Source organism: Maritimibacter sp. HL-12 (assembly GCF_900177545.1).
In the GTDB taxonomy this organism is placed as follows: Bacteria; Pseudomonadota; Alphaproteobacteria; order Rhodobacterales; family Rhodobacteraceae; genus Sinisalibacter.
Window position 1 is genome coordinate 2,423,567 of sequence record NZ_FXBQ01000001.1, and the last position, 24,500, is coordinate 2,448,066.

The window sequence follows — 24,500 nt, forward strand, 5'->3', positions numbered from 1 at the left end:
GTGCGGGCACCAGACCAGCGCCAAACAGGATAGACCAAAAATGATGTGCAGCAAGACCACGCCAGTGGCTCTGGGGGCCATGCTTGCGGTCTTCGCGCCGCAAGTCGGAACGGCGGGAGATTTCACCAATCCGATTCCCTATGGCCATGGCACCTCGGACGCAGTAGCGAGCGCCACCCGGATGGAACTGGAACGCTCGCGGCAGAACCTGATCAACCAGCAATCCATGGAATACTACGTGACCACCCAGGACTCGGCGAACTGGGTCAATGCCTTCATGTCGGGCAACACGATCATCCTTAATGGCGACAACAACGTCGTCACCCTGTCTGCCGACAACGCCACCTCCGAGCAGGTGAGCGAAAACAACTGTTTGAACAGCAGCAACACGACCGTGTTGAACGGTTCCGAAGAATACACGGCCGGTGGCCAGAGCTGCGGAGACTGATGTGATTAAAAGATTGATGATGGCAAGCGCCGCAATGGCATTGTCTGCCTGCGCCGTCGATCCCGGTGACGAAAGCCTGTCGAAACAAGTTCCGGTGATCGAAGGGCCAGCACCCTATATCACCAAGACAGCCGCCGAAGACGCGCTGTTGTGCGTATCGGAAAAAAGGCCGAAAGGACGCGACCTGCGGATCGGGATCGGGGATATCTCCGATGGCACCGGCGCGCGCACCTATACCGATGGCTCGTCGACCCTGCTGACGCAACGCCCCGATCTCATGGTGGCGGTGGCAATGCAGAAAACCGGCCTGCGGATCATGAACCGCAACGCGGTCAAGGTTGCCGAATGGGAAATCGCCCAGGCAATGGAGCAGCGGCTGGGTGAGGGATATCCCACCGTCGTGGACGGCGAGGAATACAGCTTCCGCCCGGTCCAGGCCGGCGCGATGCTCGGGACGACCCATTTCATTACGGGCGCGCTGACGGAGGTGAACCACAACATCAGCTCGCGCGGCTCCGACGTGAACATCGTCGGCGCCTTCAATTCGTCGCGCACCTACCACATCAGCGTGGCCGTCGACCTGATCGTGACCAACACCAAGACCACCGAGATCGAACTCGCGCGCTCCTACAGCAAGCAGATCGTCGGCCGGGAAGTGAGCCAGGGGCTGTTGCGGTTCTTCGACATCACCCAGCTTGGCCCGCTGGGCCCTGTCGAGCTGTTCGATGTGAACGTTGGAAAGCAGAACAACGAACCGGTCCAGACCGCGGTGCGCTGGCTTCTGGAAGTTGCAAGTTTCGACATCGCCGCATCGCTGACCAGGACCAAGGATGCCTGCATCAGCGAACTGGTGCGCTTGCCCGAGGTGGCTGCCGAGCCCGCCAAGAGCGCCGATCTGTGAGGCATGCGTGATCGCGTGAACAGGAAAACAAACATGACAAAACCGAATAACGAGTGGCGCAGCCTGGTTCTTTCCGTCCTTTTGGCGGCCGGCTTCGCGGTGCCCGGATCGGCGCAACTGCTCAACAGCGGCCAACCCAAGGCCAACAGCGAACAGCCCCCCGCGACCGAGGACGTGAGCGAGCCGATTGCTGTCGATTCGTTCTCGCGCTCGACCCAGATCTTCGGACAGTGGAGCGTTCAGTGCAGTGAGCGTTCTGGCCGGGAAAGCTGCTTCATCGAAACCGTGATCTGGCAGTCTGGCGAGACCCCGCAAGACCTCGTGGTGGTCCGGATCAACCAGGGCGCGGAAGGCCTGCTCGGCACCATCGTGACGCCGAACCGCACCGCGCTGTCTCGCGGCGTTACGCTGAAGATCGGCGAAACCGAGCAGACCGCGAATTATGTCATTTGCGGCCCGGTGAATTGCCATGCCCGTTTCGCGGCCGCCCCCGGTTTCGAGGAGGCAATGAAATCCGCGGAGAAACTGGATGCCATTGTCTACGTGTTTGCGGAGTCGACGCTGCGCGGGATTTCAATCCCGGTTGAACTCAAGGGGTTCGGCGAAGCCTATCAACGGCTTCAGATTCTAGACCCGCAGTGAGGGTGTTTTCAAAAGGAAGGGGTATACCTTGTTAAACAGAACCAGAATAACATTCGTGCTCATGCTGGGGCCAGTTGCAATGGCCGTATCGGGTTGTGACGTGCAACACAAACCGGTCTGTGTAGAGCCGGAACCGCCATATGTCTTGGCCGAAGGCGATTACGACAAGCTGACGAATGGGAATGTCCGCGAGGATTGTGTGAAGCCCAAAGCGCCCGCCCCGGTCGCCATCGCGCCGGCGTCAAGCAGCCCTGTCTCACACCCGCCGGCCCCGGAAGCGCCGGAACCCGAGCAGCCGGTCCCGCCACCCGCGCCGGTTTTCGAGCCGGTCCAGCAGCCTTTCACGCCCGACCGTGACGCCAGGGATCGTGACGCCGCCGACGACGACGACGATTGACCGCCGGGTGTCGAGCGACACCCAAGGGATTCGGCCGCAGTCGTCCATCAACTGCCCATGCCTCGATACCACGGGGCATGGGCGACCAGTGTTGCGGCAAATACCGGCAAGCTCTGGTATACTCTCCTCGCAAAGCTCCTGATCAAACCTGTTTCGCATGTGTCGGCGCGGCCTTTGCCGCCTGCCTGATACGATCAGAAGATACTCGGACTATAAAATGACATCCGAGAATCCCCCTCCGAAATACCTCGTGACCATCAGAACGGGCGAAATTCGCTCAATTTCCTGCAATAGTTGAGCTGATTGGAGAGGTCATGGAAACAACCAAGAAACCGGGTATTCGTGCAAAGCAGCCGGTTGCTCCCGCCGACGCGCTGCGAAATACCTACCGGCCCTCCATGGACAAGGGTCGCCGGGTGGTTTCGCTCGATGACAAGGAGTTCCCGGCCTATCCGAAGATGTTCAACGGGCCGGTGGAGATCACCCAGCCGACCCTTGTTGCGTCGCGCGACCTCAACAGCGTGAGCCTCGCGCTCGACTGGTTCCGGGCGCAAGGTGTGAAATCCTATCACCTCGACAGTTTTGCCGATGCGGTCACGGTGGTCCTCGATGCCCCGCGCGCCTGGTCTTACCTGCTCGTCGATATCGACGATTTCGGTGGTGTCGAGGGTGTCATCGACGAGTTGATGCAGCTTCGCAAACTTGCCCCCTCCCTGCCGGTCATCCTCCTGTCTTCCGGCTTTGCCGTGAACGACTACGGCACCGAGCGGCTGTATGTGACCGACGCCTCCCTGCGGTTGCCGCTGACGCTCGGTGCGCTCGAGGTTGCTGTCGAGGATGCCCCGATGAACAACCGCGAATGGCGCCAGAGGCTGTGCGCCTAGAGCGACCTGCTGGCGCTCGACCTTTGCGCGCTCATGCTGGCCAGAACGCGCCCTGCCTCGTCCCGCGCCGACTGTATGATTGCCGTCACATCGCTGGCGTGCGCGTTCGGGTCCACCTGTTCGAGACGGCGAAACTGATGCTCAAGCTGGTTCGCGCCGAACAGGGCGGTCAGCCCGCACATCTGGTGGGATAGCCGGGTAAACTCCTCGCAAACGCCCTTCTCCTGAAGGATCTCGGCAAGCCTGGCAAGCGTGCCGGTCACATCCTTTTCGAAACGGTCGACCATGACTTCGGTCTTGTCGCTCCCGAAGGTATCGACCATCTCCGCGATGTAACTGCCGTCGAAATCGGCAGGCGATGGTTGCGACCGGCTCCCGGGGCGGGAAAACTCGCGGATCGTCGCGAGCAACTGCGCCCGCGACGCAGGTTTGGGCAGGACCGCGTTGAACCCGGCCCGCAGGAACCGCTGCCGGTCTTGCTCCTGGGCATGCGCGGTCAAGGCAAGGGCGGGAACATCGGCATGCGAGGCCCCCGGTGTCCTGATCCGGCGCAAGGTTTCGAGCCCGTCCATGCGAGGCATGCTGATATCGAGGAAAATGATGTCGTAGCTGCCGAGTTCGAGGGCTCGCAGGGCCTCCTCGCCATCGCACACGCCGTGTACGTCGAAGCCCGCGTTGCGCAGGATCTGGGAAATAATCTCGCGACTGATATCATTGTCTTCCGCAAGCAGAACCCGCAGTTGCGCGCCGCCGGTGTCGTCGGTCATGGGGGTTGGGCTGGCGAGGGCGGGCACGGTGTCCTGCCTCTCGGCGTCGATTGCGATCTCTGCGGTGGGCACCCGGAACCGGAAGGTGCTGCCACGGCCAACCCGGCTTTCTACGAAAACCTCGCCGTCCATCGCCTGCACCAGCCGCTTGACGATCGCAAGCCCAAGCCCGGTGCCGTCGGTGGTGCGCGTGTTGGGGCTTCGGGTGGTGTAGAAATCGGTGAAGATGTGGGGCAGTTCGTCGCTCGCGATCCCGATCCCGTTGTCGGTCACCCAGAATTCGATCATCTCGGTGCGATCGACACGGCAGCACCCGAGCTCGATCCGTCCATTGCTTGTGAACTTGATCGCGTTGGAAATCAGGTTGTCGAAAATCTGGGTGAGGCGGATCGGATCGGTGGCGATGACCGGGTCTTCAAGCGTCCAGTTGGCAATCACGATGTCATTGCCGTTTTCGGCCGCGGCAGGAAGGTGGCCGCGGCGCAGATCGCCGAGCATTGCCCGCAGATCGACCTTGCGGGGTTCGATCGCGATCTGCGATTGGTCGGACCGCGCCACCGAAAGAAGATCGTCGATATGACGCAACAGCCGCCGCGAGGATCTTTCGAGGATATCGAGGTAGGATTTCTGCCATTTCGTCGGCCGTTTGCTCTGGATCAGTTCAAGCGCCCCCATGATGCCCTGCAGCGGTGTGCGCATCTCGTGGCTGACCACGGCGAGGATCCGTTCCTTCGCCTTCTCGCCGGCAAGCGCGCTGTCGCGGGCTTCGCGCAGTTCCTGTTCGTGCTCCTCCTGAGCCGAGATGTCGCGCAGGAAGGCGACGTAGAACTTGCCGCTGCTGTCCTTGCCTTCCGAGAGCGCGATCTCGGCCGGAATCTCACTGCCATCGCTGCGCAGCGCCCGGATCTTCACCCCGGATTTCCCGATGATCGTTTTGTCCCCGGTGCTCTTGTGGCGGCGCACCCCGGCATAGTGGCGATCGCGCAGGTCGGGCGGCACCAGCAAGGTCCCCACGTCGTTCGCCAGGGCCTCGGCGCGGGTATAGCCGAACACCTGTTCGGACGCCTGGTTGAACTCGACGATCTTCATGTTCTCGTCGGCGATGATGATCGGGACCGGCGAGGTCGAGATGATCGCCTGAAGCCGCTTGGCGATCCCGTGCTTCATGTCGGCATCGGCCCTCGCCCTGATCTGGGTTTTCCAGATGCGGACGACGGAGAGCAGCAGCAACAGGCTGCTGGTGAGCGTGGCAAGCGCCATCTGCCAGAGGCTTTCACGCATATCCAAGCGCCGGGCGGAAGACTGCTCGGCCAGCACCGCCACCCCGGTGGTGGCGATCTCACGGACGGTTTCGCCCTGGGCGTGCGAGATCACTTCCAGTGACCTGGCATCGGCGGCGATGGTTTCGGGCGCCGAATCCATGACTTCCGCGGTCAGGTCGGCGAAGGTGGCCAATGCCTCAAGTTCGTTCGCAAGCTGTTCATACTCGCGCATCGGGCCGAACAGCGGGCTTTCGGTGATGGTTGCGATCCGGCTGTAGAAGATATCGAACCGCAGCCGCATTTCCGCCAGCCGCTCGGCGGTCTCGTTGCCGGGAATCCCGGGCACCGACCGCGTGGGTGCGTGCATTGCATAGGTGTCGAGCGCAACGAGGTAGCGCAAGTACTCGACTTCGAGCTGCGAGAGGTTCCACGGGATATTGTCGGAGGTTGCGCGTTCCAGTTCGTTGGCCTGGCGCACGGCGTCGAGACCACTGGTGAGCCCGGCCCAGGCCGTGAACGCGATCAGGACCGGCAAGGCCAAGGTGAACCACGAGGTTCTTGAGTTCATGTTCGCCATCGCGGCCTCCGGGGCAATCACGTGCAATCACTCGATCACTTCAATTTCGCTCAATTGCCAGATCGAACGGGAATAGTGGATCTCGTTGGCATAGGTGCGATTGTGATCGTAGGGGAATACGATCCAGAGCGGACCCTTGTCGCGCACGCTCATCGGCTTGCCATCTACCGCGTAAGCCACCAGCGCGCCACCCTCGACCGCGTCGCTCATCGGGAGCTCGACGGCGTAATCGTTGAGGGCCCGGGCGGTGATGGTTGACCCTTCGGCACCCACGTGAGCGAGCAGGGTATGCAGCGAGACGCCCTCGAAGCGCTGAACCCCCGTGCCCCAGATCGTGGAGGTCTCGAACGACCGGACACCGAGCGCGCGCAGGGCCTCCAGATCGAACCGCCAGTCATTGGACTCCGCGCTTGGATCAACTTTGCCGTGCACCATCAGGATGGTTGCGTCGGAGACCTGATCTGCGCTATCGGCGGCAGCACCCGGTGCCGCGACCGACAAGGCAAGACCAAAACACAGAAATAACAAACTTCTCATCGTTCTATTCGTTCCCCACTCACCGCCGTACATCCGTTCGGTTTTTAAAGTATTCAAAGGCGCTCGAAAGGCGCGAAAACGACAGTTTTCTCAATCTTTGGTTTCATAGGAATATCTTATGATAGCAAAGTTGAAATTCTTTTCATTCCAATACCCCAATTACCGGGTTATTGTGATCTCGTTCCCCAGTAGCTTCGTATCGAAACGCGATCCGATCAAACGCCTGTAAGGCGTAACGCAAGATACCTGAGGAAGCCGTTATGTGTGCGAAGATTCTTATAGCAGACGATCACTCCCTTGTCAGGGAACTGATTGCCGATTCCATTGTTTCGGGGCTGGGCCACGTTACGGTTTCCGCATCAGACCTTAATGAAACCAAGGATTTGATAGAGGGTGGCGGTCCCTTCGACCTGATCCTTCTCGACTATGACATGCCCGGCGTCAACGGTATTGCCGGGATCAATGAGATTATCGAGAACAGTAAAGGCGCGCCGGTGGCGATCCTTTCGGGAATCGCATCGCGCAGTATCGTCGAAGAGGCGCTCAAACTCGGGGCGAAGGGATTCGTGCCCAAGACGCTGCACATCAAGTCGATGCTCGCGGCGATCGACTTCATGATCGCCGGCGAAGTCTATGCGCCGTTCGATTTCATGATCAAGGAAGCGGACGCCGATCCTTACGAACTGACCGGAAAAGAAAAAAAGGTTCTCGGCGAGATCTGCAAGGGCAAGGCGAACAAGGAAATCGCCCGCGAGCACAACATGAGCGAGTCGAGCGTCAAGATGCACGTGCGCAGCCTTTCGCGCAAGATGAACGCCAGGAACCGGACCCAGCTTGCGCTGATCGCGCTGGAAAAGGAGATCGTCTGAACCCCGGGCCATGCCCCCGGGTGCCGCTGGCCTGTGCCGGCCCTTGCCCCGGGCTTAGTCGCCACGCGGGTCAAGCAAGCGGGCCAGCACCTGTTCGCGGTCGATCCGGCCGAGGATCGCGCCGTTCTCGACCACGTTCACCGCCTCGACCGGGCCGGAAAGCTGGGCCATCACCGATTTTACCGGCGTCCCCGGCGGCACCTCGGTTTCGGTCGCACCGCCCGCTGGCCCCATCACGTCGCGCGCGGTGAGCACCCCGAGCGGGTTCATCTGGGCGACGAAATCCGACACGTAGTTGTCCGCCGGCGCGGTGAAGATCTGGCGCGGGCTGCCCACCTGCACGATCCGCCCGCCTTCCATGATCGCGATCCGGTCGCCGAGCTTGAAGGCCTCGTCGAGATCGTGGCTGACGAAGATGATGGTGCGCCGCAGGGTCTCCTGCAGTTCGATCAGCTCGTCCTGAAGCCGGGTTCGGATCAGCGGATCGAGCGCCGAGAACGGCTCGTCCATGAGCAGGATCGGCGCGTCGGTGGCGAAGGCGCGGGCCAGCCCCACGCGCTGCTGCATGCCCCCCGACAATTCGCTCACCATGCGGTCGGCCCAATCCGCGAGACCGACCATTTCAAGCTGTTCGTCCACCTTGGCCCGCCGTTCGGCCCTGTCCATGCCGCCGAGTTCCAGCCCGAGGCCGATGTTGTCGCGCACGCTGCGCCAGGGCAGGAGGCCGAATTGCTGGAACACCATCGCCACCTGCCTGAGCCGAATGCGGCGCAGGGTGGCCGCGTCGGCATGGGTGACGTCGATGAGGTTTTCCCCGTCCGACACCCGCACCTGCCCACGCACCACCCGGTTCAGCCCGTTGACTGCGCGCAGCAGGGTCGACTTGCCCGAGCCCGAAAGCCCCATGAGCACCAGGATCTCGCCTTCCTTCACGTCGAGGGTGCAATCGTGCACCCCGAGCACCTGCCCGGTGGCCTCCTGAACGCTGGCGCGGTCCTGGCCCTCGTCCATCAGCGGCAGCGCGCTTTGCGGCCGGTTGCCGAAGACGATCGAAACGCGGTCGAATTCGACGGCGGTCTTGCGTTCGCCGCGGTTCATTTGCGTTCCACCCTCAGCATGCGGTCGAGCAGGATCGCCACCACCACGATCACGAAACCGCTTTCGAAGCCGAGCGCGGTGTTGACCTGGTTGAGCGCGCGCACCACGGGCACGCCGAGGCCGTCGGCCCCCACCAGTGCTGCGATCACCACCATCGACAGCGAGAGCATGATGGTCTGGTTCAACCCGGTCATGATCTGCGGCATGGCATAGGGCAGTTCCACCTTCCACAAGAGCTGGCTCTTGGTGGCGCCGAAAGCCTGCGCCGCCTCCTTGAGCGCCACCGGCGTGCGACTGATGCCGAGATGGGTGAGCCGGATCGGCGCGGGCAGCACGAAGATCACCGTCGCCAGCAGCCCCGGCACCATGCCGATGCCGAAAAACACGATGGCGGGGATCAGGTAGACGAAGGTGGGCAGGGTCTGCATCAGGTCGAGCACCGGCCGCATCCAGGTGTAAAGCCGGGGCCGGTGCGCGGCGGCAATGCCGATCGGCACGCCGAGGCTCATGCAGACCACACCCGCCGAGAGCACCAGCGTGAGGCTTTCGGTGGTGGCCTCCCAATAGCCCTGGTTGAGAATGAACAAAAACCCGATGGTGACCAGAAGCGCCGTCTTCCAGTTGCGCTGAAGCGCGAAGGTGAGCAGCGCGAAGGCGGCGACGACAGCCAGCGGCGGCGGTGACTGGAGCAGCCACAGGATGCCGTCGATCATGTTTTCCATGATCCATGAGACCCAGTCGAAGAACGGCGCGCCGACGTCCTGCAACCAGTCGAATACCGTGCGGGCGGTGCGTCCCACCGGGATCTTCCATTCCGTCAACCAGTTCATTCCCGTCCCTCCGGGGTCAAACCTGCCAGCGGGGGGCAGGGGGAGCAAGCGCCTTGTGGGTCGGCGGCGTGACGATCGCCTTTCATGCGGCGAGGAAGGCCGGGTCGCCACGCGCCCAGCCGATGAGAAGTGCGGTGCCGCAGGGCAGCACCTTGCGTGCGGCGCGCCCCGGCCCGACATCGAGCCCGAGGTGGGTGGCAAAGGCGGTGAAATCGTCGAGCCAGCGGGCCTCGGGCGAGAACGAATGCACGATCATCGCGGCGACCGGGCGGCGAAACCGCCGCGCCTCGATCACCGCCGCGGCGGTGCGGTGCAGTAGCTGGTAGCGCAAGCCCCCCGGGGGCGGATCGGCGATGCCAAGCTCGGCGCAGATCGCGGCCAACCGGATGCGCTTGCCGGGGGAAGGTGTGGCGAACCATTCGGCAACGGTCTTGTCGAAGCTTTCGTTCACCTTCGCCTCGATGGCCACCGCCATGTCTTCGCCGCCCGCGCGGGCGAGGCAGAACAGGTCTTGCTGGCTTTCGCGGGTGCCGCCGGGCAGGGCGACCTTGTGCTCGACGATGGCAAGCTGCAACTCGGCCTCCGGCCCGAGCAGCGCGGCCACCTCGGGCGGCAAGCCGGGGGCCGCCGCTTCCCAGGCATGGGCGGCGGTGCGGGCCGAATAGCCGCGCTTCCACTGCTTGGCCGGGTCGGCAAGCCGGGCCTGCCAGTCGCCGGGGCCGGTGGTGGCGATATGTAGCCGGCTTTGCCGCATCAGGGATGCGACCCCGCCCGACGCGACGGGCGGGGCCGGTCTCATTACAGGCCGAGTGCCGCGTTCATCGCCGCGACGGCATCGCCGCCGTCCTGCGTGGTCACGCCGTCGAGCCAGCCCGCCCAGGCGTCGGGGTTGGCGGCGAGCCAGGCGCGGGCCGCGTCAGCCGGATCTTCGTTGTCATCTAGGATCGCCCCCATGATCTGGTTTTCCATCTCCAGCGAGAACACGAGGTTGTTCAGGAGCGCACCGACGTTCGGGCATTCCTCGACATATCCCGCGCGGGTGTTGGTGTAGACCGTCGCGCCGCCGAGGTCGGGGCCGAACCAGTCGTCGCCGCCGGTGAGATAGGTCAGATCGTAATTGGCGTTCATCGGGTGCGGTTCCCAGCCGAGGAAGACGATCGGCTCATCCCGGTCGGAGGCGCGGGCGACCTGCGCCAGCATCCCCTGTTCGGAGCTTTCGCGCACCTGGAAGCCAGACAGGCCGAACTCGCCGGCCTCGATCATGTCGATGATCAGACGGTTGCCGTCGTTGCCCGGCTCGATGCCGTAGATCGTGTTGTCGAGCGCCTCGGCCTGGTCGGCGATATTGCCGAAATCGGTGATCCCGAGCTCAGCCCCGGCGGCGTTGGTGGCGAGGGTGTATTTCGCGCCTTCGAGGTTGGCGCGCACGGTGTCGATCGTGCCCGCCTCGGTATAGGGCCCGATATCGGCTTCCATCGAGGGCATCCAGTTGCCGAGGAACACGTCGAGATCGCCCGCAGCGAGCGATGAGAAGGTGACCGGCAGCGCGAGCAGCTTGGTTTCGGTCTCGTAGCCGAGCGCTTCGAGCACAACCGAAGCGGTGGCGGTGGTGGCGGTGATGTCGGTCCAGCCCACGTCGGAGAAGCGCACGGTGTCGCAATCGGCGAGCGCGGGGGCGGCGGCAAGGATCGCCAGCGTCGAAAGGGTGGTCTTGAGCGTCATGGTGTCTCTCCCTGTTTTTTGTTGATTGACGAGTCAATCAAAGTTTAACACGATCCCGGCGTCAAGAAAGGACTCGTGATGCCGAAACTCGGGATGGAGCCTATACGGCGAGCGGCGCTCGTCAAAGCAACGATTGCCGAGATCGGCGAAGTCGGCTCGCTCGACGTGACCGTGAGCCGGATTGCGCGCCGCGCGGGCGTGTCTTCGGCGCTGGCGCATCACTATTTCGGTGCCAAGGAAGACCTGCTCGTCGCCGCCATGCGCCATATCCTCGCGACCTATGGCGCGGGTGTGCGCGCCGGGCTTGCCGGGGCCACCACGCCGCGCGCCCGGATCGGCGCGATCCTGCATGCCTCCTTCGCCTCCGACAATTTCGAGCCCGCGGTGATCGCCGCATGGCTCAACTTCTATGTGCACGCCCAGGGCAACCCCGGCGCGCGGCGGCTGCTCAATGTCTATCATCGCCGGTTGCGTTCCAACCTCGTGCACGCCCTTCGTCCCCTCGTCGGCACCGCCGCGCCGGACCACGCCGAAACTCTCGCCGCCCTGATCGACGGGCTCTACATCCGCCAGGCTCTGGGTGCCGCCCCGGACGCCGCCCGTGCCGAGGCCCGTGTCGCGGCGGTGCTCGACCGACTGCTGGAGATTGCAACATGACCCACGATGCCCAACCCAAGGCCAGCCATTTCATCGACGGCACCTATGCCGAGGATGCCACCGGGGCCGAGCTGGCGGTGATCTATCCCGCCACCGGCGAGCGGATCGCCACCCTGCACGAGGCCACCCCGGCGCTCGTCGAGCGGGCGATTGCCAGCGCGCAGGCGGCGCAGCCCGCCTGGGCGGCGCTGAGCGGGATGGAGCGCGGCCGCATCCTGCGCCGCGCCGCCGACATCATCCGCAGCCGCAACCGCGCGCTCTCGGAACTCGAAACCCTCGACACCGGCAAGCCGCTGCAGGAAACCCTCGTCGCCGATGCCATGTCCGGGGCCGACGCGCTGGAATATTTCGGCGGCCTCGCTGCCAGCCTCACCGGCGAGCATATCCCGCTCGCGAACGGTGACTGGGCCTATACGATCCGCGAACCGCTCGGCGTCTGCGTCGGGATCGGGGCGTGGAACTATCCCACCCAGATCGCCTGCTGGAAGGCCGCGCCGGCGCTCGCCGTGGGCAACACGATGGTGTTCAAACCGTCCGAAACCACACCGCTCTCCACGCTGAAGCTGGCCGAAATCTTCACCGAGGCGGGGCTGCCTCCGGGGGTGTTCAACGTGGTGCAGGGCGCGGGCGACGTGGGGGCCGCACTGGTCACCGATCGCCGCGTCGCCAAGGTTTCGCTCACCGGCTCGGTGCCGACCGGGCAGAAGGTCTATGCCGCCGCAGCGGCGGAAATGAAGCACGTCACCATGGAACTGGGCGGCAAGTCGCCGATGCTGGTGTTCGACGACGCCGACCTCGACAACGCCGTGTCCGGCGCGATCCTCGGCAATTTCTATTCCTCGGGGCAGGTCTGCACCAACGGCACCCGGGTGTTCGTGCAGCGCGGGATCAAGGAAGCCTTCCTCGCCCGGCTCGCAGACCGGCTGAAGGAGGCCGCGATGGGCGACCCGCTCGACGAGGCCACCAACTTCGGCCCGCTGGTGAGCGAGGGCCAGATGAATATCGTTCTGAACTATGTGGCCAAGGGTGTGGAGGAGGGCGCGCGGCTGGTTGCGGGCGGCAAGCGCGCCGACCGGCCGGGCTTCTTCGTGGAACCCACGGTGTTTGCCGACGTGACCGACGACATGGTGATTGCGCGCGAGGAGATATTCGGCCCGGTGATGTGCGTGCTCGATTTCGACACCGAGGAGGAGGCCATGTCCCGCGCCAACGCGACCGAATACGGCCTTGCGGCGGGGGTGTTCACCCGCGATCTCCAACGCGCCCACCGGGTGGCCGCGGGCTTCGAGGCGGGCACCTGCTGGATCAATTCCTACAACGACGCGCCGGTCGAGGTTGCCTTCGGCGGCACCAAGATGTCGGGCGTGGGGCGCGAGAACGGCCGTGCCGCGATCGAGCATTACTCGCAGCTCAAATCGGTTTTCGTGAGGATGGGCGATGTTGAAGCGCCGTTCTGAGGCGGGGGCGCGGCGATGATCGCGGATTACGTCATCGTCGGCTCCGGCAGCGCGGGGGCGGCGCTTGCCTACCGGCTGGCCGAGGCCGGGCGCAGCGTGACCGTGATCGAGGCGGGCGGCACCGACTGGGGACCCTTCATCCAGATGCCCGCGGCACTCTCCTACCCGATGAACATGGCGCGCTACGACTGGGGCTACGCGAGCGAACCCGAACCGCAGTTGGGGGGGCGCCGCCTCGTGGTGCCGCGCGGCAAGGTGATCGGCGGGTCGTCCTCGGTCAACGGCATGGTCTGGGTGCGCGGCCATGCCCGCGACTACGACCATTGGGCCGAACAGGGCGCGTCGGGCTGGGCCTACGCCGACGTGCTGCCCTATTTCCGCCGGATCGAGCATTGGCACGGGCCGCAGCCTTCAGACTGGCGCGGCGAAGATGGGCCGATGCATATCCACCGCGCGGGCCAGTGGAGCCCGCTGTTCCACGCCTTCGTCGAGGCCGGGCGGCAGGCGGGCTACCCGGTGACGCAGGATTACAACGGCCAGCAGCAGGAAGGCTTCGGCGCTTTCGACATGAGCGTCTGGCGCGGGCGACGCTGGTCGACCGCCAACGCCTACCTGCGGCCCGCGCTGAAGACCGGGCGGGTGCGCCTTGTGAGAGGACAGGCGCGCCGGGTGGTCTTCGAGGGTGCGCGCGCCGTCGGGGTGGAAGTTGCCCGCGGGGGACGGATCGAGACGATCCGCGCGGCCCGCGAAGTGGTGCTCTCGGCTTCCTCGATCAATACGCCCAAGCTCCTGATGCTGTCGGGCATCGGCCCCGGCGCGCATCTTGCGGAACACGGGATCGAGGTTCGGGCAGATCGCCCCGGCGTGGGGCAGAACCTGCAGGACCATCTCGAGGTTTACGTCCAGTTCGCGGCGCGCCAGCCGATCACGCTCTACAGGTACTGGAACCTCCTCGGCAAGGCGCTGATCGGGGCGCAATGGCTGTTCACCAAAACCGGCCACGGCGCGTCGAACCAGTTTGAAAGCTGCGGCTTCATCCGCTCGGCCGCGGGCGTGGAATACCCCGACATCCAGTTTCATTTCCTGCCCATCGCGGTGCGCTACGACGGCAAGGCCGCCGCCGAGGGCCACGGCTTCCAGGTTCACACCGGACCGATGCGCTCGCCGTCGCGCGGCAGCGTCACCCTGCGCTCAGGCGACCCGCTGGCCCCGCCGGTGATCCGCTTCAACTACATGAGCCACGAGGACGACTGGCGCGATTTCCGCCGCGCGCTGCGGCTCACCCGCGAAATCTTTGCCCAGCCCGCGATGGCCGAGCATGTGCGCCACGAGATCCAGCCGGGGATTGCGGCCGAGGACGACGCGGGCCTTGACGCCTTCATCCGCGAGCACGCCGAAAGCGCCTATCATCCCTGCGGCACGGCGCGGATGGGCGCGGCCGACGACCCGATGGCGGTGGTCGATCCCGAGTGCCGGGTGATCGGCGTCGAGGGGCTGCGGGTGGCCGACAGTTCGGTGTTTCCGCGTGTCACCAACGGCAACACCAACGCGCCCTCGATCCTCGTGGGCGAGAAGGCTGCCGACCATATCCTCGGCCGCGCGCCCCTGCCGCGCGACGAGCGCAGCCCCTGGATCAACCCGGTCTGGGCAACCTCCCAGAAATGAGCGGGGCGCACCGAACCCGCGGCCAGTTTGATCCGGGTCAAGGGCGGGGTGCGCCGGGCGTCCTAGGCTTGGGGCAAGTCAAAGGAATGGAGGATAAGACCGATGTCCCGGATACCACATGAACTGGTCGAGGAATTTCCCGAACATGCCGAGAGAATGGAGGCGCTGCGCGCCTCCGACCGCGCTTTCGCGAAGCTCTACGACGACTACCACGAGATCAACCGCAAGGTGGTCGAGGCCGAGACGCTGGAACGCCCGACCGACCATTTTCACGAAGAGGAAATGAGGAAAGAACGGGCGCTCCTCAAAGACGAAATCTACAAGGCGCTCAGCACCTGACCCACGCGCCACAGCCGGCCCTGCATCTTCGCGGTGCGGGGCCGGTATGCGGTCAGCCCTCGGCCGCCTCGCCCTTTGCCTCGTCCTCGGTGCCTTCCACCCTGGCCTGGAACCGCTCGAAGAAGGCGTCGACCATTTTGCGTGCGAATCCGTGGATGATCCGGTTGCCAAGCTGGGCGAGTTTGCCGCCGACCTTGGCATCGACGTCATAAAACAATTCGACGCCACCGTCTGTGTCTTCAAGCCAGACCTTTGCCGCGCCCTTGGCAAAGCCGGCGACGCCGCCCTTGCCCTCTCCGATGATCGTGTAGCGCTCCAATTCGACGATATCCGCAAGCGTGACCCCGCCCTTGAAGGTGGCTTTCACCGGGCCGACCTTCTGCTTGACCACCGCCTCGAACCCGTCGGCGGGATTGCCGGTCAGTTCCTCGCAACCGGGGATGCTGGCGCGCAGCGTGTCGGCGGAATTGAGATGCGCCCAGATCGTGGCGCGGTCTGCCGCGATCACGCGGCTGCCGGTCAGTTCCATCATGTCTCTCCCTGACGTTTATTGCCAAGACTAGGAGCGAATGGCTGGGTCGTAAAGCGCGCCTCAGCGGTCGACCTCGTAGGGCAGCACACCGCGCGCGTCGGGGTCGATGCGCAGCTTGCGTTCGAGCGGCGGCACGGAGCGCTGATGGCAATCGGCGCGCTCGCAGATCCGGCAGGAAATCCCGATCGGCTCGAAGGCGGCGGCGTTGGTCACGTCGAGGTCGTCGGCATAGACGAGATGTTCGGCGTGTTTCACCTCGCAGCCGAGCGCGATGGCGAAGCGCCGGGTCGGGGCGGCGAAGCTGCCCCCGGTTTTCGACACGTCACGCGCGAGCGAGATATAGCGCACCCCGTCGGGGGTCTGGGCAAGCTGGCGCAGGAAGCGCGTCGGCGTCTCGAAGGCGCGATGAACGTTCCACAGCGGGCAGGCCCCGCCGAAGCGGGCGAATTGCAGTCGCGTGGCCGAATGGCGCTTGGTGATCGTGCCAGCCTGATCTACCCGCACGAAGAAAAACGGGATGCCCTTGGCACCGGGGCGCTGCATCGTGCTCAGCCGGTGCGCCACCTGCTCGATCGAGGCCCCGAACATGTCGGCGAGGCGTTCGAGATCGTGGCGGGTTTCGCGCGCGGCGTCGAGAAAGCGGGTATAGGGCAGCAGCGCCGCGCCCGCGAAGTAGTTGGCCAGCCCGATCTTGGCGATGCTGCGCGACTCGTCGGACTGGAACCGGGCGAGATCGAGCGTCGCTTCCAGCAGGTCGTTCTGGGTCAGGAGCGCGACCTGATGCAGGAGCTGGAAGCGCCGGGTCGAGGCGGGCGAGAATGTCGACAGCGCCAGCCGCCCGGCGTCGCGGTCGAGCCCGCGCACCTGGTGGGTCTGCGTCACCTCGACCCGGATTCCCAGCGCGTCGAGCGCCGAAAGCGCCGCGGTCTGCGGATCGCCCCCGCGCACGAAATGTTCGGCGGCGCGATCCACCGCGTCGATGTAATTGTCGCAGTAGTGAAAGAAATCGCGCACCTCGTCCCATGGGCTGGCCTGCACCCGCGCGCCGTCGCGTCCCAACGCCTCGTCCAGCGAGGCGAGGCGCTCGTGGCCCTGCCGGTAGGCGCGGTGCAGTTCGAGAAACGCGCGCGCCAGCGCCGGGGCGTTCGAGGCGACCAGCCGCAGATCGGCTACCGGCGAGGTGGCGTCGGCAAAGACCGGATCGGCCAGCGCCTCGCGCATGTCGGTGACCAGCCGCTCGGCGTCGCCGGTCGAAAGCTCGGCCACGTCGAAGCCGAATTCCTGCGCCAGCGCCAGCACCACGCCGGTCGAGACCGGGCGGTTGTTGTTTTCCATCTGGTTGAGATAGGGCAGGCTCACCCCGAGCTTCTCGGCGAAGGCTTTTTGCGTCAGCCCCAGCCGCGCGCGGGTTTCGCGTAGTTTCACCCCGGCATAGAGCTTTTGCGTGGCCATTGGCACCTCCCTTTGCAAAGACAAGATGTAACCTTTGCAAAGGTGCGCGTCCAGTTGCTCCGTGCGCTCTGGCCGGTGCCTCAGCCGCGGGCTTCGCGGATTTCTTCCCAAGCCCTGTTCACCGCGATCAGGTGCATTTCGGCGAGCTTCAAGGCTTCTTCCGGCACACCGCGCGCGGCAAGCTGGTCGGGATGCGAAGCGCGCACCTCGGTGCGCCACGCGGCGCGGATCTCGTCCATCGGCGTATCGGGGCGAACGCCGAGCACGGTATAGGGATCGGGCGCGGCTTCGGGCACGAAGCGGGCGCGCAGCGTGCGAAAGCGCATCTCGTCGATGCCGAATATCTCTGCCACGCGGGCGAGGAACTCATCCTCCGCCGGGTGATATTCGCCATCCGCCATGGCGATATGGAACAACCCTTCCATCAGGTCGCAAAGCGCCGGGTCGTCGGTGCCGAACAGCGCCACGATCTTGCGCGCGTAGAGTTCGAACCCGGCGATGTCGCTGCGCGCGAGGTTGAACACGCGCGCGGCGTTCGCCTCTTCCATTTCCGGAATAGTGAAGACCTCGCGGAAGGCCGAAACCTCGTCGCGCGTCACCCGTCCGTCGGCCTTGGCCATCTTTGCCCCGAGCGCGATCACCGCGATGGTGAAGGCGGCCGAGCGTTCCGGTGGCGTGCGCAGGCGGGCGAAAACCTCCGCGAGACTTTCGCCGGAACGCAGCGCGCCAAGCGCCTCGGTGATGCGAAACCAGATCGACATGGGCACCTTCTACAGCGTTTTGCGCATGAGCACGAGATCCATTGCCCGGCCGAACTTCCAGCCCACGCCGTCCAGCCGGGCGATCTCGCAATAGCCCATGCGGGCGTGAAAGGCGATGCCATCCGGGTTTTCGCCCGAGATCCCGGCGATCATCATCCGCGCGCCGCGCCTGCGGGCATGGTCTTCCACCGCGCCGATCAGGGCACGGCCGACGCCCGTGCCATGTGCCCGCGGGTCGATGATGATGGTGTGCTCCATGGTGCGGGCATAGCCGGGCCCGGTGCGAAACTGGCCGTAGTTGGCAAAGCCCACCACCGCGCCGCCGCTTTCGGCCACGAAAAACCCGTGCCCCGCCCGTGCCTTGTCGACAATGGATGCCGCGATCTCGGCCTCGGATCGCTCAAGCGGGTAGAAGGTCACCGCGGTGTCGCGGATCAGCGGGTTCCAGAATGCGGCGATCTGCGCCGCATCGTCCGGCCGCGCGGGCCGGATCACTCAAGCACCTTTTCGCCTTCGGGGGTATGGATCAGTGCCGAGAGCCCGGCCGGGCCTTCGCGCACCACGACCCGGTCGTCGCTGGAGAGCATCGACAGCGCCCAGCCGAGAGCACCGGCCCGCGGATGCCTGATCGTGAGCGAAACGAGCCGCGCGCCGTGGTCTTCGAGCGCCTCCTGCGGCATCGGCCCCTGCCACTCGATCAGCGCGGGAAACAGCCCGTCGAACGGCAGGACACCGCTTTCGGGCAGGCTGAAACGCCAGCGATAATCGCCGCGCGCAAGTTCGGCCGGCGCACCGATACCGTCGGGGGCCTCGGCCAGCGCCGCGTCGAGGTCCGGCACCCGCAGCGCCCAGGCGGTGAGCCGCGCCGGGCCTTCGCGCCGGTCGAGCCCGAACCAGCGCGGGCGGTCCGGGGCAGGGGCGTCGGGGTCGATCGCCAGTGCCTCGACATAATCGAGCGGACCGAGCGAAAGCAGCCGGTTATGCGTGCCCATGGCCGCATGGGCACCGCCTTGGTCCATGCCCAGCCCGAGCTCGGTTTCGACGAGCGCACTCGCCGCCGAGAGCCGGTTGGCTGTCACCACAAGATGATCAATGAGTCCCGGCATGTGTCCTCCGCTTTGTGCGACCTTGCCACGGTCGGCGGCGAAACCAAAAGACTATCGCCGCTTCGCCCGACCCGTGGTTTCAGCCCCGTGCCTCGCGGATCAACCGCAGGATGTCCTTGGCGGCCTCGGGGATGTTGGTGCCCGGTCCGAAGATCGCCTTTACCCCGGCTTTCCTGAGAAAATCGTAATCCTGCTGCGGGATCACCCCGCCGCAGATCACCAGGATCTCCCCGGCACCTTGCGCCTTCAGCGCCTCGATGAGCTTGGGGGCAAGGGTCTTGTGCCCGGCCGCCTGGCTCGAGATCCCAACCACGTGCACGTCGTTGTCAACCGCGTCCTGCGCCGCCTCCTCCGGGGTCTGGAACAAGGGCCCCACATCGACGTCGAAGCCGATATCGGCAAAGGCGGTAGCGATCACCTTGGCACCGCGGTCGTGGCCGTCCTGCCCCATCTTGACCACCAGCATCCGCGGCCTGCGGCCTTCTTCCTCGGCAAACTTCTCCACGTCGGCCTGGATCGCGGCGAAGCCCTCATCGCCCTCGTAGGCCGCGCCGTAGACGCCCGCGAGCGTTTTCACCTCGGCCCGGTGGCGGCCGAATGCCTTTTCCATCGCCATCGAAATCTCTCCTACCGTGGCCCGCGCCCGGGCCGCCTCGATTGCGAGCGCAAGCAGGTTGCCCTCGCCCGAGCGCGCGGCCCGTTCGAGGCCGGCCAGCGCCTTGTCGCAGGAGGCCTGATCGCGGGTCGCGCGGATCCGCTCCAGCCGCTTGATCTGGCTGTCGCGCACCGAAACGTTGTCGACATCACGGATATCGAGGTGGTCTTCCTTCTCGAGCCGGAACTTGTTGACACCGACGATCACCTCGTCGCCCCGGTCGACGGCGGCCTGCCGGCGCGCGGCCGCCTCCTCGATGCGCAGCTTGGGCATGCCCGTGGCCACCGCCTTGGTCATCCCGCCCATCGCGTCGACCTCCTCGATCAGCTTCCAGGCTTCCTCGATCAGGTCGGCGGTGAGCTTCTCGACGTAGTAGGAGCCCGCCAGCGGGTCGACCACGTGGGTCACCCCGGTCTCGTTCTGCAGGATCAACTGGGTGTTGCGGGCGATGCGCGCAGAGGTTTCGGTCGGCAGGGCGATGGCCTCGTCGAACGCGTTGGTGTGCAGCGACTGGGTGCCGCCCAGCACCGCGCTCATCGCCTCGAAGGCGGTGCGCACGATGTTGTTGTAGGGGTCTTGCTCCTGCAGGCTCACGCCGGAGGTCTGGCAATGGGTGCGCAGCATCAGGGAGCCCGGCTTCTTCGGCTCGAACTCGCTCATGATCCGGTGCCACAGGAAGCGCGCGGCGCGCAGCTTGGCGGCTTCCATGAAAAAATTCATGCCGATGGCGAAGAAGAAACTGAGCCGCCCGGCAAAGGCATCGACATCCAGCCCGCGCGCGATCGCGGCGCGGACGTATTCGCGCCCGTCGGCCAGGGTGAAGGCCAGTTCCTGCACCAGGTTCGCGCCTGCTTCCTGCATGTGGTAGCCGGAAATCGAGATCGAGTTGAAACGCGGCATGTCGGTCGAGGTGAACTCGATGATGTCGGAGACGATCCGCATCGAGGGTTCCGGCGGGTAGATGTAGGTGTTGCGGACCATGAACTCCTTGAGGATGTCGTTCTGGATCGTGCCCGAAAGCTCTGCCCGGTCTACCCCCTGTTCCTCGCCCGCGACGATGAAACTGGCAAGGATCGGGATCACCGCGCCGTTCATCGTCATGCTCACGCTCACCTCGCCGAGCGGGATGCCGTCGAAAAGGATCTTCATGTCTTCGACCGAGTCGATCGCCACGCCGGCCTTGCCGACATCACCCATCACGCGCTCGTGATCGCTGTCGTAGCCACGGTGGGTGGCGAGGTCGAAGGCCACGCTCACGCCTTGTTGACCGGCCGCGAGCGCCTTGCGGTAGAAGGCGTTGCTTTCTTCTGCGGTGGAGAAGCCGGCGTATTGGCGGATCGTCCAGGGCCGACCGGCATACATCGTGGCGCGCGGGCCGCGGGTGAATGGCGGCAGGCCCGGCAGAGTTGCAGCCTGATGCGGGTGGCCCTGACCGTCGCAGACATCGTAGACCGGGTAAACCGGGATGCCCTCGGGCGTGTGCCAGGTCAGATCGTCGATCGACCGCCCGCGCAATTCCCTGGTCGCCAGGTCTTTCCAGGCGTCAAAGTCGCTCATCGACACTCTCCTTCGTCCATTGTGCGCTGTGCTCCGTAGCCTATATGAAAAAGAAAAGGAGCGAAGATGATCAAAGCCCTAGCCCTTGCCGCCGGTATCGCCGCGAGCTTCGGCGCACCGTCCCTGCTCGCCCAGGACGCGGAGGATATGCCCGATGCTCCCGCGCAGGATGCCGCGGAGGAGCCCGAGACCCTTGACCCTGATATGGTCGAGGAGCTCAACGCGGAACCGGGACTCGAAATCATGGAGGCCGGTGAGCGGGAGCTTTCCGATTTTCTATGGCTCGCCCGCCCGCTCGTCATTTTCGCGGACGGGCCGAACGATCCGCGATTCGTCCAGCAGATGGGGTATATCGAGGCCCGCCCCGAGGAATTGTTGGAGCGCGACGTCGTCGTCATCGTCGATACCGATCCCTCGGCCGAATCCCCGATCCGCACGGCGCTGCGTCCGCGCGGCTTCGACCTGGTGCTGATCGGCAAGGACGGCCAGCGATACCTGCGCAAACCCAACCCCTGGGACGTGCGCGAAATCACCCGTTCGATCGACAAGATGCCGATGCGGCAGCAGGAAATGCGCGACCAGCGGGGGCTGTAGCCCTTGTGTGCGACCCCGGCCGCGCGGGAAGGGATGCAGGCGCGCGGCATCATCGCCTATTCGAACTCCATGATCACGGCGTCGACGCCGAGACTGTCGCCCGGTCCGACGTTGATCCGGCTGACCACGGCCTTGCGCTCGGCGCGCAGGATGTTTTCCATCTTCATTGCTTCGACGGTGCAGAGCGTCTGGCCCTCCTGCACCTCGTCGCCCTCCGCCACGTCGATCTTCACGATCAGGCCGGGCATCGGGCAGAGCAGCACCTTTGAGGTGTCGGGCGGCAGTTTTTCCGGCATCAGCGTGGCAAGCTCGGCCTGCCGGGGCGTGCGCACGTAAACCTTCAGATCGGCCCCCCGGGTGCGGATCCGGTAGCCGCCGTGGATGCGACCCACCTTGAGCACCAACGCTGCGCCATCGACCTCGAGGAGCGCGAGCTGGTCGCCCGGGGTCCAGTCCGAGGTGACGCGCATCGCGCTGCCGTCGAGAAAGCGCACGGTCGAGCCGCCGTGGTCGGCGTCGATCACCACCTCGAAGCTCTCACCTTGCAGCGTCACCACCCAATCGGTGCCGACGACGCGTTCGTGGTTGTCCATCCGGCCCGAGATCCGCGAGCGCCGGATCTCGTCCACCCGGAACATTGCCGCTACCGCCGCCGCCACGCGCTGGAGGTTTTTCTGGTCGAGCGTCGCGCCCTCGAATCCCTCGGGGTATTCCTCCGCGATGAAGGCGGTGGTGATGTTGCCCGAGACGAAGCGGGGATGCTCCATCACCGCCGAGAGGAACGGCAGGTTGTGGCCGATCCCTTCGACCTCGAAACTGTCGAGGGCGACGCGCATGTGTTCGATGGCCTCGCCCCGGGTCGGCCCCCAGGTGCAGAGCTTGGCAATCATCGGGTCGTAGAACATGCTGATTTCGCCGCCCTCGTAGACGCCGGTATCGTTGCGCACCACGTGTTCCGCGTCGGCCACCTCGGCGGGCGGACGGTAGCGGGTGAGGCGGCCGATCGAGGGCAGGAAGCCGCGATAGGGGTCTTCGGCGTAAAGCCGGCTTTCCATCGCCCAGCCATTGAGCTTCACATCGTCCTGGCTGATCGAGAGCTTTTCGCCCGCCGCGACCCGAATCATCTGCTCCACGAGGTCGACGCCGGTGATCAATTCGGTGACCGGGTGCTCGACCTGAAGCCGGGTGTTCATTTCGAGGAAGTAGAAATTCTTGTCGCCGTCGACGATGAATTCCACCGTGCCGGCGCTGGTATAGCCCACCGCCTTGGCCAGCGCGACGGCCTGCTCGCCCATCGCCTTGCGGGTCGCGGCGTCGAGAAACGGCGACGGCGCCTCTTCGATCACCTTCTGGTTCCTGCGCTGGATCGAGCATTCGCGCTCGCCGAGATAGATCCCATTGCCATGGGCATCGCACAACACCTGGATCTCGATGTGGCGCGGCTGGGTGACGAATTTCTCGATGAAGATCCGGTCGTCGCCGAAGGAGCTCGCCGCCTCGTTCTTTGACGACTGGAAGCCCTCGCGGCACTCGGCATCGTTCCAGGCGATCCGCATGCCCTTGCCACCGCCGCCGGCGCTGGCCTTGATCATCACCGGGTAGCCAACCTCGCCGGCGATGCGCACCGCGTCATCGGCATTCTCGATCAGGCCCATGTAGCCGGGCACGGTCGAGACGTTCGCGTCCTGGGCGATCTTCTTCGAGGTGATCTTGTCGCCCATCGCCTCGATCGCGCCGACCGGCGGGCCGATGAAGGCCACGCCTTCAGCTTCCAGCGCCTGCGCGAACTTCGCGTTCTCCGAAAGGAACCCGTAGCCCGGGTGCACCGCCTGCGCGCCGCTGCCCCGGATCGCCGCCATCACCTTGTCGATCACGATGTAGGACTGGTTCGCGGGCGGCGGGCCGATGTGCACCGCCTCGTCGGCCATCTTCACATGAAGCGCATTGCGGTCGGCGTCGGAATAGATCGCCACGGTGGCGATCCCCATCTTGCGCGCGGTCTTGATGACCCGGCAGGCGATCTCGCCGCGGTTGGCGATCAGGATCTTCTCGAACATGTCCCGTTCCTCTTGGTGGTGTGTTTCGGGCGGCACGGCCGCGTAAGGGGAGTCAGTTCACCCCGGCGCGCGCCGGGGTGACAGCGCCGCGCGCGCGGCGCGGTTGGTCGTGCTGCGAAGGCACACGAAAAATCCCGGCCCGGCCCGAAAAGGGCCAGACCGGGCAGAAGGGGAAGGGTAACGGTTTTGCTAAACCAGGCAGGAAACCGGGATAGAGCCCCTGCCATGCATCCAGCATAGGCGGGCGATGCCTTTGCCGAACAGCCCGCGCGCCGCGCCCGCCCGCTTTGCGCGGGGCTTTGCCAAAATTGACCGGCCGCAAGCAAAAAGGCGCTCATTCGTCCCAGTCCTCGTCGGTCTCGTCGTCCCAGTCGGCGGCATCGTCCTCGAAGGCTTCGGGAAAGCTCGCGCGCGCCAGATCGATGTTGATTCTCAGCATCGCCTCGTAGCTTTCGGGGTCGAACGGGTCTTCGGCGGGCACCACCTCGCGGCCGAACAGCCACGACAGCCGCCCGGCGTCGAGGTTGCCGCGCTCGAAGGGCTCCTCGCCGAAATGCGCCCAGAGCGCGGCCATGAAGCCCGCGTCGGCGCGCCGGTCGGCTGGTCGGCGGTCGGCGTAACGTTCGCGCCGGATCAGCGGCGTGGCCCCCTTCTTGTTCGCCCGGCGGATGGTGAACTGGAAGTCGGTGCCGGGCAGGCGGCCGGGAAAGCCGCGGTGCTTGGTCATGTCGGGC

The 24,500-nt window shown here is 65.2% G+C and carries 25 protein-coding genes; 10 read left to right on the forward strand and 15 right to left on the reverse strand.

From position 1 onward, the window contains the following. The first annotated feature begins 43 nt into the window (after positions 1–43). From B9Y97_RS12150 to B9Y97_RS12160, 3 genes are read left to right on the forward strand one after another with little or no spacing between them, the layout of a single operon-like run. Positions 44–448, forward strand: coding sequence for a hypothetical protein (locus B9Y97_RS12150; protein ID WP_217809454.1), 405 nt, complete (start codon positions 44–46; stop codon positions 446–448). A 34-nt stretch (positions 449–482) separates the two neighbouring features. Further along, a complete protein-coding gene (locus tag B9Y97_RS12155) occupies positions 483–1,349 on the forward strand; it encodes a CsgG/HfaB family protein (RefSeq protein WP_176224361.1) in 867 nt (288 codons plus the stop codon). Between the two features lie 3 nt (positions 1,350–1,352). Then, on the forward strand, positions 1,353–1,991 hold the full coding sequence (locus tag B9Y97_RS12160; protein WP_085526988.1) for an invasion associated locus B family protein: 639 nt from the start codon (positions 1,353–1,355) through the stop codon (positions 1,989–1,991). 256 nt (positions 1,992–2,247) lie between these two features. On the opposite strand, the gene B9Y97_RS12165 is transcribed toward B9Y97_RS12160, so the two are convergent. Beyond that, entirely contained in the window at positions 2,248–2,436 is a 189-nt protein-coding gene (locus tag B9Y97_RS12165) for a hypothetical protein (RefSeq protein ID WP_085526989.1), read from the reverse strand. A 266-nt stretch (positions 2,437–2,702) separates the two neighbouring features. Between B9Y97_RS12165 and B9Y97_RS12170 the strand changes: the two genes are divergently transcribed. Next, positions 2,703–3,272: a hypothetical protein gene (locus B9Y97_RS12170; RefSeq protein WP_085526990.1), complete on the forward strand. Its 570-nt coding sequence runs from the start codon at positions 2,703–2,705 to the stop codon at positions 3,270–3,272. Here the strand turns inward: B9Y97_RS12170 and B9Y97_RS12175 are convergent. Both B9Y97_RS12175 and B9Y97_RS12180 read right to left on the reverse strand, forming a co-directional pair. Continuing rightward, positions 3,269–5,878, reverse strand: coding sequence for a hybrid sensor histidine kinase/response regulator (locus B9Y97_RS12175; protein WP_139828297.1), 2,610 nt, complete (start codon positions 5,876–5,878; stop codon positions 3,269–3,271). The genes B9Y97_RS12170 and B9Y97_RS12175 overlap by 4 nt on opposite strands. Positions 5,879–5,905: 27 nt before the next feature. Beyond that, positions 5,906–6,379: a putative pterin-binding protein gene (locus tag B9Y97_RS12180; protein WP_254900913.1), complete on the reverse strand. Its 474-nt coding sequence runs from the start codon at positions 6,377–6,379 to the stop codon at positions 5,906–5,908. Positions 6,380–6,675: 296 nt separating this feature from the next. On the opposite strand from B9Y97_RS12180, the gene B9Y97_RS12185 reads away from it, so the two are divergent. After that, a complete protein-coding gene (locus B9Y97_RS12185) occupies positions 6,676–7,284 on the forward strand; it encodes a response regulator transcription factor (protein WP_085526993.1) in 609 nt (202 codons plus the stop codon). Positions 7,285–7,338: 54 nt separating this feature from the next. On the opposite strand, the gene choV is transcribed toward B9Y97_RS12185, so the two are convergent. The 4 genes from choV to choX all read right to left on the reverse strand — a co-directional run bounded on the left by choV (position 7,339) and on the right by choX (position 10,934). Further along, a complete protein-coding gene (choV, locus tag B9Y97_RS12190) occupies positions 7,339–8,382 on the reverse strand; it encodes a choline ABC transporter ATP-binding protein (protein WP_085526994.1) in 1,044 nt (347 codons plus the stop codon). Next, on the reverse strand, positions 8,379–9,212 hold the full coding sequence (gene choW, locus B9Y97_RS12195) for a choline ABC transporter permease subunit (RefSeq protein WP_085526995.1): 834 nt from the start codon (positions 9,210–9,212) through the stop codon (positions 8,379–8,381). Before choW ends, choV begins: the two co-directional genes overlap by 4 nt. 82 nt (positions 9,213–9,294) lie before the next feature. Next, positions 9,295–9,966 (reverse strand): DUF6946 family protein, encoded by a 672-nt coding sequence (locus B9Y97_RS12200; protein ID WP_085526996.1) that lies wholly within the window; start codon positions 9,964–9,966, stop codon positions 9,295–9,297. A 44-nt stretch (positions 9,967–10,010) separates the two neighbouring features. Beyond that, a complete protein-coding gene (gene choX / locus B9Y97_RS12205) occupies positions 10,011–10,934 on the reverse strand; it encodes a choline ABC transporter substrate-binding protein (RefSeq protein WP_085526997.1) in 924 nt (307 codons plus the stop codon). A 78-nt stretch (positions 10,935–11,012) separates the two neighbouring features. Here choX and betI point away from each other — a divergent pair, with 78 nt between their 5' ends. The 4 genes from betI to B9Y97_RS12225 all read left to right on the forward strand — a co-directional run bounded on the left by betI (position 11,013) and on the right by B9Y97_RS12225 (position 15,052). Further along, a complete protein-coding gene (gene betI, locus B9Y97_RS12210) occupies positions 11,013–11,591 on the forward strand; it encodes a choline-binding transcriptional repressor BetI (protein ID WP_085526998.1) in 579 nt (192 codons plus the stop codon). Then, a complete protein-coding gene (gene betB / locus B9Y97_RS12215; protein ID WP_085526999.1) occupies positions 11,588–13,048 on the forward strand; it encodes a betaine-aldehyde dehydrogenase in 1,461 nt (486 codons plus the stop codon). Before betI ends, betB begins: the two co-directional genes overlap by 4 nt. A gap of 15 nt (positions 13,049–13,063) precedes the next feature. After that, on the forward strand, positions 13,064–14,713 hold the full coding sequence (gene betA, locus B9Y97_RS12220; protein WP_085527000.1) for a choline dehydrogenase: 1,650 nt from the start codon (positions 13,064–13,066) through the stop codon (positions 14,711–14,713). 102 nt (positions 14,714–14,815) lie between these two features. Next, positions 14,816–15,052: a YdcH family protein gene (locus tag B9Y97_RS12225; RefSeq protein WP_085527001.1), complete on the forward strand. Its 237-nt coding sequence runs from the start codon at positions 14,816–14,818 to the stop codon at positions 15,050–15,052. Positions 15,053–15,104: 52 nt separating this feature from the next. On the opposite strand, the gene B9Y97_RS12230 is transcribed toward B9Y97_RS12225, so the two are convergent. The 6 genes from B9Y97_RS12230 to scpA all read right to left on the reverse strand — a co-directional run bounded on the left by B9Y97_RS12230 (position 15,105) and on the right by scpA (position 21,115). Further along, positions 15,105–15,581 carry a CoxG family protein gene (locus B9Y97_RS12230; protein WP_085528237.1) on the reverse strand — a complete coding sequence of 159 codons (477 nt, stop codon included), beginning with the start codon at positions 15,579–15,581 and terminating at the stop codon, positions 15,105–15,107. A gap of 63 nt (positions 15,582–15,644) precedes the next feature. Next, positions 15,645–17,036, reverse strand: a complete 1,392-nt coding sequence (locus B9Y97_RS12235; RefSeq protein WP_085527002.1) for a helix-turn-helix domain-containing protein — start codon at positions 17,034–17,036, stop codon at positions 15,645–15,647. 80 nt (positions 17,037–17,116) lie between these two features. Further along, a complete protein-coding gene (locus tag B9Y97_RS12240) occupies positions 17,117–17,797 on the reverse strand; it encodes a molecular chaperone DjiA (RefSeq protein ID WP_085527003.1) in 681 nt (226 codons plus the stop codon). A 9-nt stretch (positions 17,798–17,806) separates the two neighbouring features. Next, positions 17,807–18,292 carry a GNAT family N-acetyltransferase gene (locus B9Y97_RS12245; RefSeq protein WP_085527004.1) on the reverse strand — a complete coding sequence of 162 codons (486 nt, stop codon included), beginning with the start codon at positions 18,290–18,292 and terminating at the stop codon, positions 17,807–17,809. After that, positions 18,289–18,903, reverse strand: coding sequence for a VOC family protein (locus B9Y97_RS12250; protein ID WP_085527005.1), 615 nt, complete (start codon positions 18,901–18,903; stop codon positions 18,289–18,291). The genes B9Y97_RS12245 and B9Y97_RS12250 overlap by 4 nt, the downstream gene beginning before the upstream one ends. Positions 18,904–18,982: 79 nt before the next feature. Beyond that, entirely contained in the window at positions 18,983–21,115 is a 2,133-nt protein-coding gene (gene scpA / locus B9Y97_RS12255; protein ID WP_085527006.1) for a methylmalonyl-CoA mutase, read from the reverse strand. 204 nt (positions 21,116–21,319) lie between these two features. Here scpA and B9Y97_RS12260 point away from each other — a divergent pair, with 204 nt between their 5' ends. Beyond that, complete coding sequence (locus B9Y97_RS12260; RefSeq protein WP_254900976.1) at positions 21,320–21,709, forward strand: DUF4174 domain-containing protein; 390 nt, start codon at positions 21,320–21,322, stop codon at positions 21,707–21,709. A 56-nt stretch (positions 21,710–21,765) separates the two neighbouring features. Here B9Y97_RS12260 and B9Y97_RS12265 read toward each other — a convergent pair whose 3' ends face one another. Both B9Y97_RS12265 and B9Y97_RS12270 read right to left on the reverse strand, forming a co-directional pair. Beyond that, positions 21,766–23,766 carry an acetyl-CoA carboxylase biotin carboxylase subunit gene (locus B9Y97_RS12265; RefSeq protein ID WP_085527008.1) on the reverse strand — a complete coding sequence of 667 codons (2,001 nt, stop codon included), beginning with the start codon at positions 23,764–23,766 and terminating at the stop codon, positions 21,766–21,768. 334 nt (positions 23,767–24,100) lie between these two features. Then, the gene (locus B9Y97_RS12270) at positions 24,101–24,493 is read right to left on the reverse strand and encodes a hypothetical protein (RefSeq protein WP_139828429.1); all 393 of its coding nucleotides are present in this window, start codon (positions 24,491–24,493) and stop codon (positions 24,101–24,103) included. Positions 24,494–24,500 lie beyond the last annotated feature (7 nt).

Bases quoted from the DNA above. Each gene is read 5' to 3' on its own strand.
- B9Y97_RS12150 (WP_217809454.1), top strand. From the start codon at position 44: ATGTGCAGCAAGACCACGCCAGTGGCTCTGGGGGCCATGCTTGCGGTC.
- B9Y97_RS12155 (WP_176224361.1), top strand. From the start codon at position 483: ATGGCATTGTCTGCCTGCGCCGTCGATCCCGGTGACGAAAGCCTGTCG.
- B9Y97_RS12160 (WP_085526988.1), top strand. From the start codon at position 1,353: ATGCGTGATCGCGTGAACAGGAAAACAAACATGACAAAACCGAATAAC.
- B9Y97_RS12165 (WP_085526989.1), bottom strand. From the start codon at position 2,436: ATGGACGACTGCGGCCGAATCCCTTGGGTGTCGCTCGACACCCGGCGG.
- B9Y97_RS12170 (WP_085526990.1), top strand. From the start codon at position 2,703: ATGGAAACAACCAAGAAACCGGGTATTCGTGCAAAGCAGCCGGTTGCT.
- B9Y97_RS12175 (WP_139828297.1), bottom strand. From the start codon at position 5,878: ATGGCGAACATGAACTCAAGAACCTCGTGGTTCACCTTGGCCTTGCCG.
- B9Y97_RS12185 (WP_085526993.1), top strand. From the start codon at position 6,676: ATGTGTGCGAAGATTCTTATAGCAGACGATCACTCCCTTGTCAGGGAA.
- choV (WP_085526994.1), bottom strand. From the start codon at position 8,382: ATGAACCGCGGCGAACGCAAGACCGCCGTCGAATTCGACCGCGTTTCG.
- choW (WP_085526995.1), bottom strand. From the start codon at position 9,212: ATGAACTGGTTGACGGAATGGAAGATCCCGGTGGGACGCACCGCCCGC.
- B9Y97_RS12200 (WP_085526996.1), bottom strand. From the start codon at position 9,966: ATGCGGCAAAGCCGGCTACATATCGCCACCACCGGCCCCGGCGACTGG.
- choX (WP_085526997.1), bottom strand. From the start codon at position 10,934: ATGACGCTCAAGACCACCCTTTCGACGCTGGCGATCCTTGCCGCCGCC.
- betI (WP_085526998.1), top strand. From the start codon at position 11,013: ATGCCGAAACTCGGGATGGAGCCTATACGGCGAGCGGCGCTCGTCAAA.
- betB (WP_085526999.1), top strand. From the start codon at position 11,588: ATGACCCACGATGCCCAACCCAAGGCCAGCCATTTCATCGACGGCACC.
- betA (WP_085527000.1), top strand. From the start codon at position 13,064: ATGATCGCGGATTACGTCATCGTCGGCTCCGGCAGCGCGGGGGCGGCG.
- B9Y97_RS12225 (WP_085527001.1), top strand. From the start codon at position 14,816: ATGTCCCGGATACCACATGAACTGGTCGAGGAATTTCCCGAACATGCC.
- B9Y97_RS12230 (WP_085528237.1), bottom strand. From the start codon at position 15,581: ATGGAACTGACCGGCAGCCGCGTGATCGCGGCAGACCGCGCCACGATC.
- B9Y97_RS12235 (WP_085527002.1), bottom strand. From the start codon at position 17,036: ATGGCCACGCAAAAGCTCTATGCCGGGGTGAAACTACGCGAAACCCGC.
- B9Y97_RS12240 (WP_085527003.1), bottom strand. From the start codon at position 17,797: ATGTCGATCTGGTTTCGCATCACCGAGGCGCTTGGCGCGCTGCGTTCC.
- B9Y97_RS12250 (WP_085527005.1), bottom strand. From the start codon at position 18,903: ATGCCGGGACTCATTGATCATCTTGTGGTGACAGCCAACCGGCTCTCG.
- scpA (WP_085527006.1), bottom strand. From the start codon at position 21,115: ATGAGCGACTTTGACGCCTGGAAAGACCTGGCGACCAGGGAATTGCGC.
- B9Y97_RS12260 (WP_254900976.1), top strand. From the start codon at position 21,320: ATGGTCGAGGAGCTCAACGCGGAACCGGGACTCGAAATCATGGAGGCC.
- B9Y97_RS12265 (WP_085527008.1), bottom strand. From the start codon at position 23,766: ATGTTCGAGAAGATCCTGATCGCCAACCGCGGCGAGATCGCCTGCCGG.
- B9Y97_RS12270 (WP_139828429.1), bottom strand. From the start codon at position 24,493: ATGACCAAGCACCGCGGCTTTCCCGGCCGCCTGCCCGGCACCGACTTC.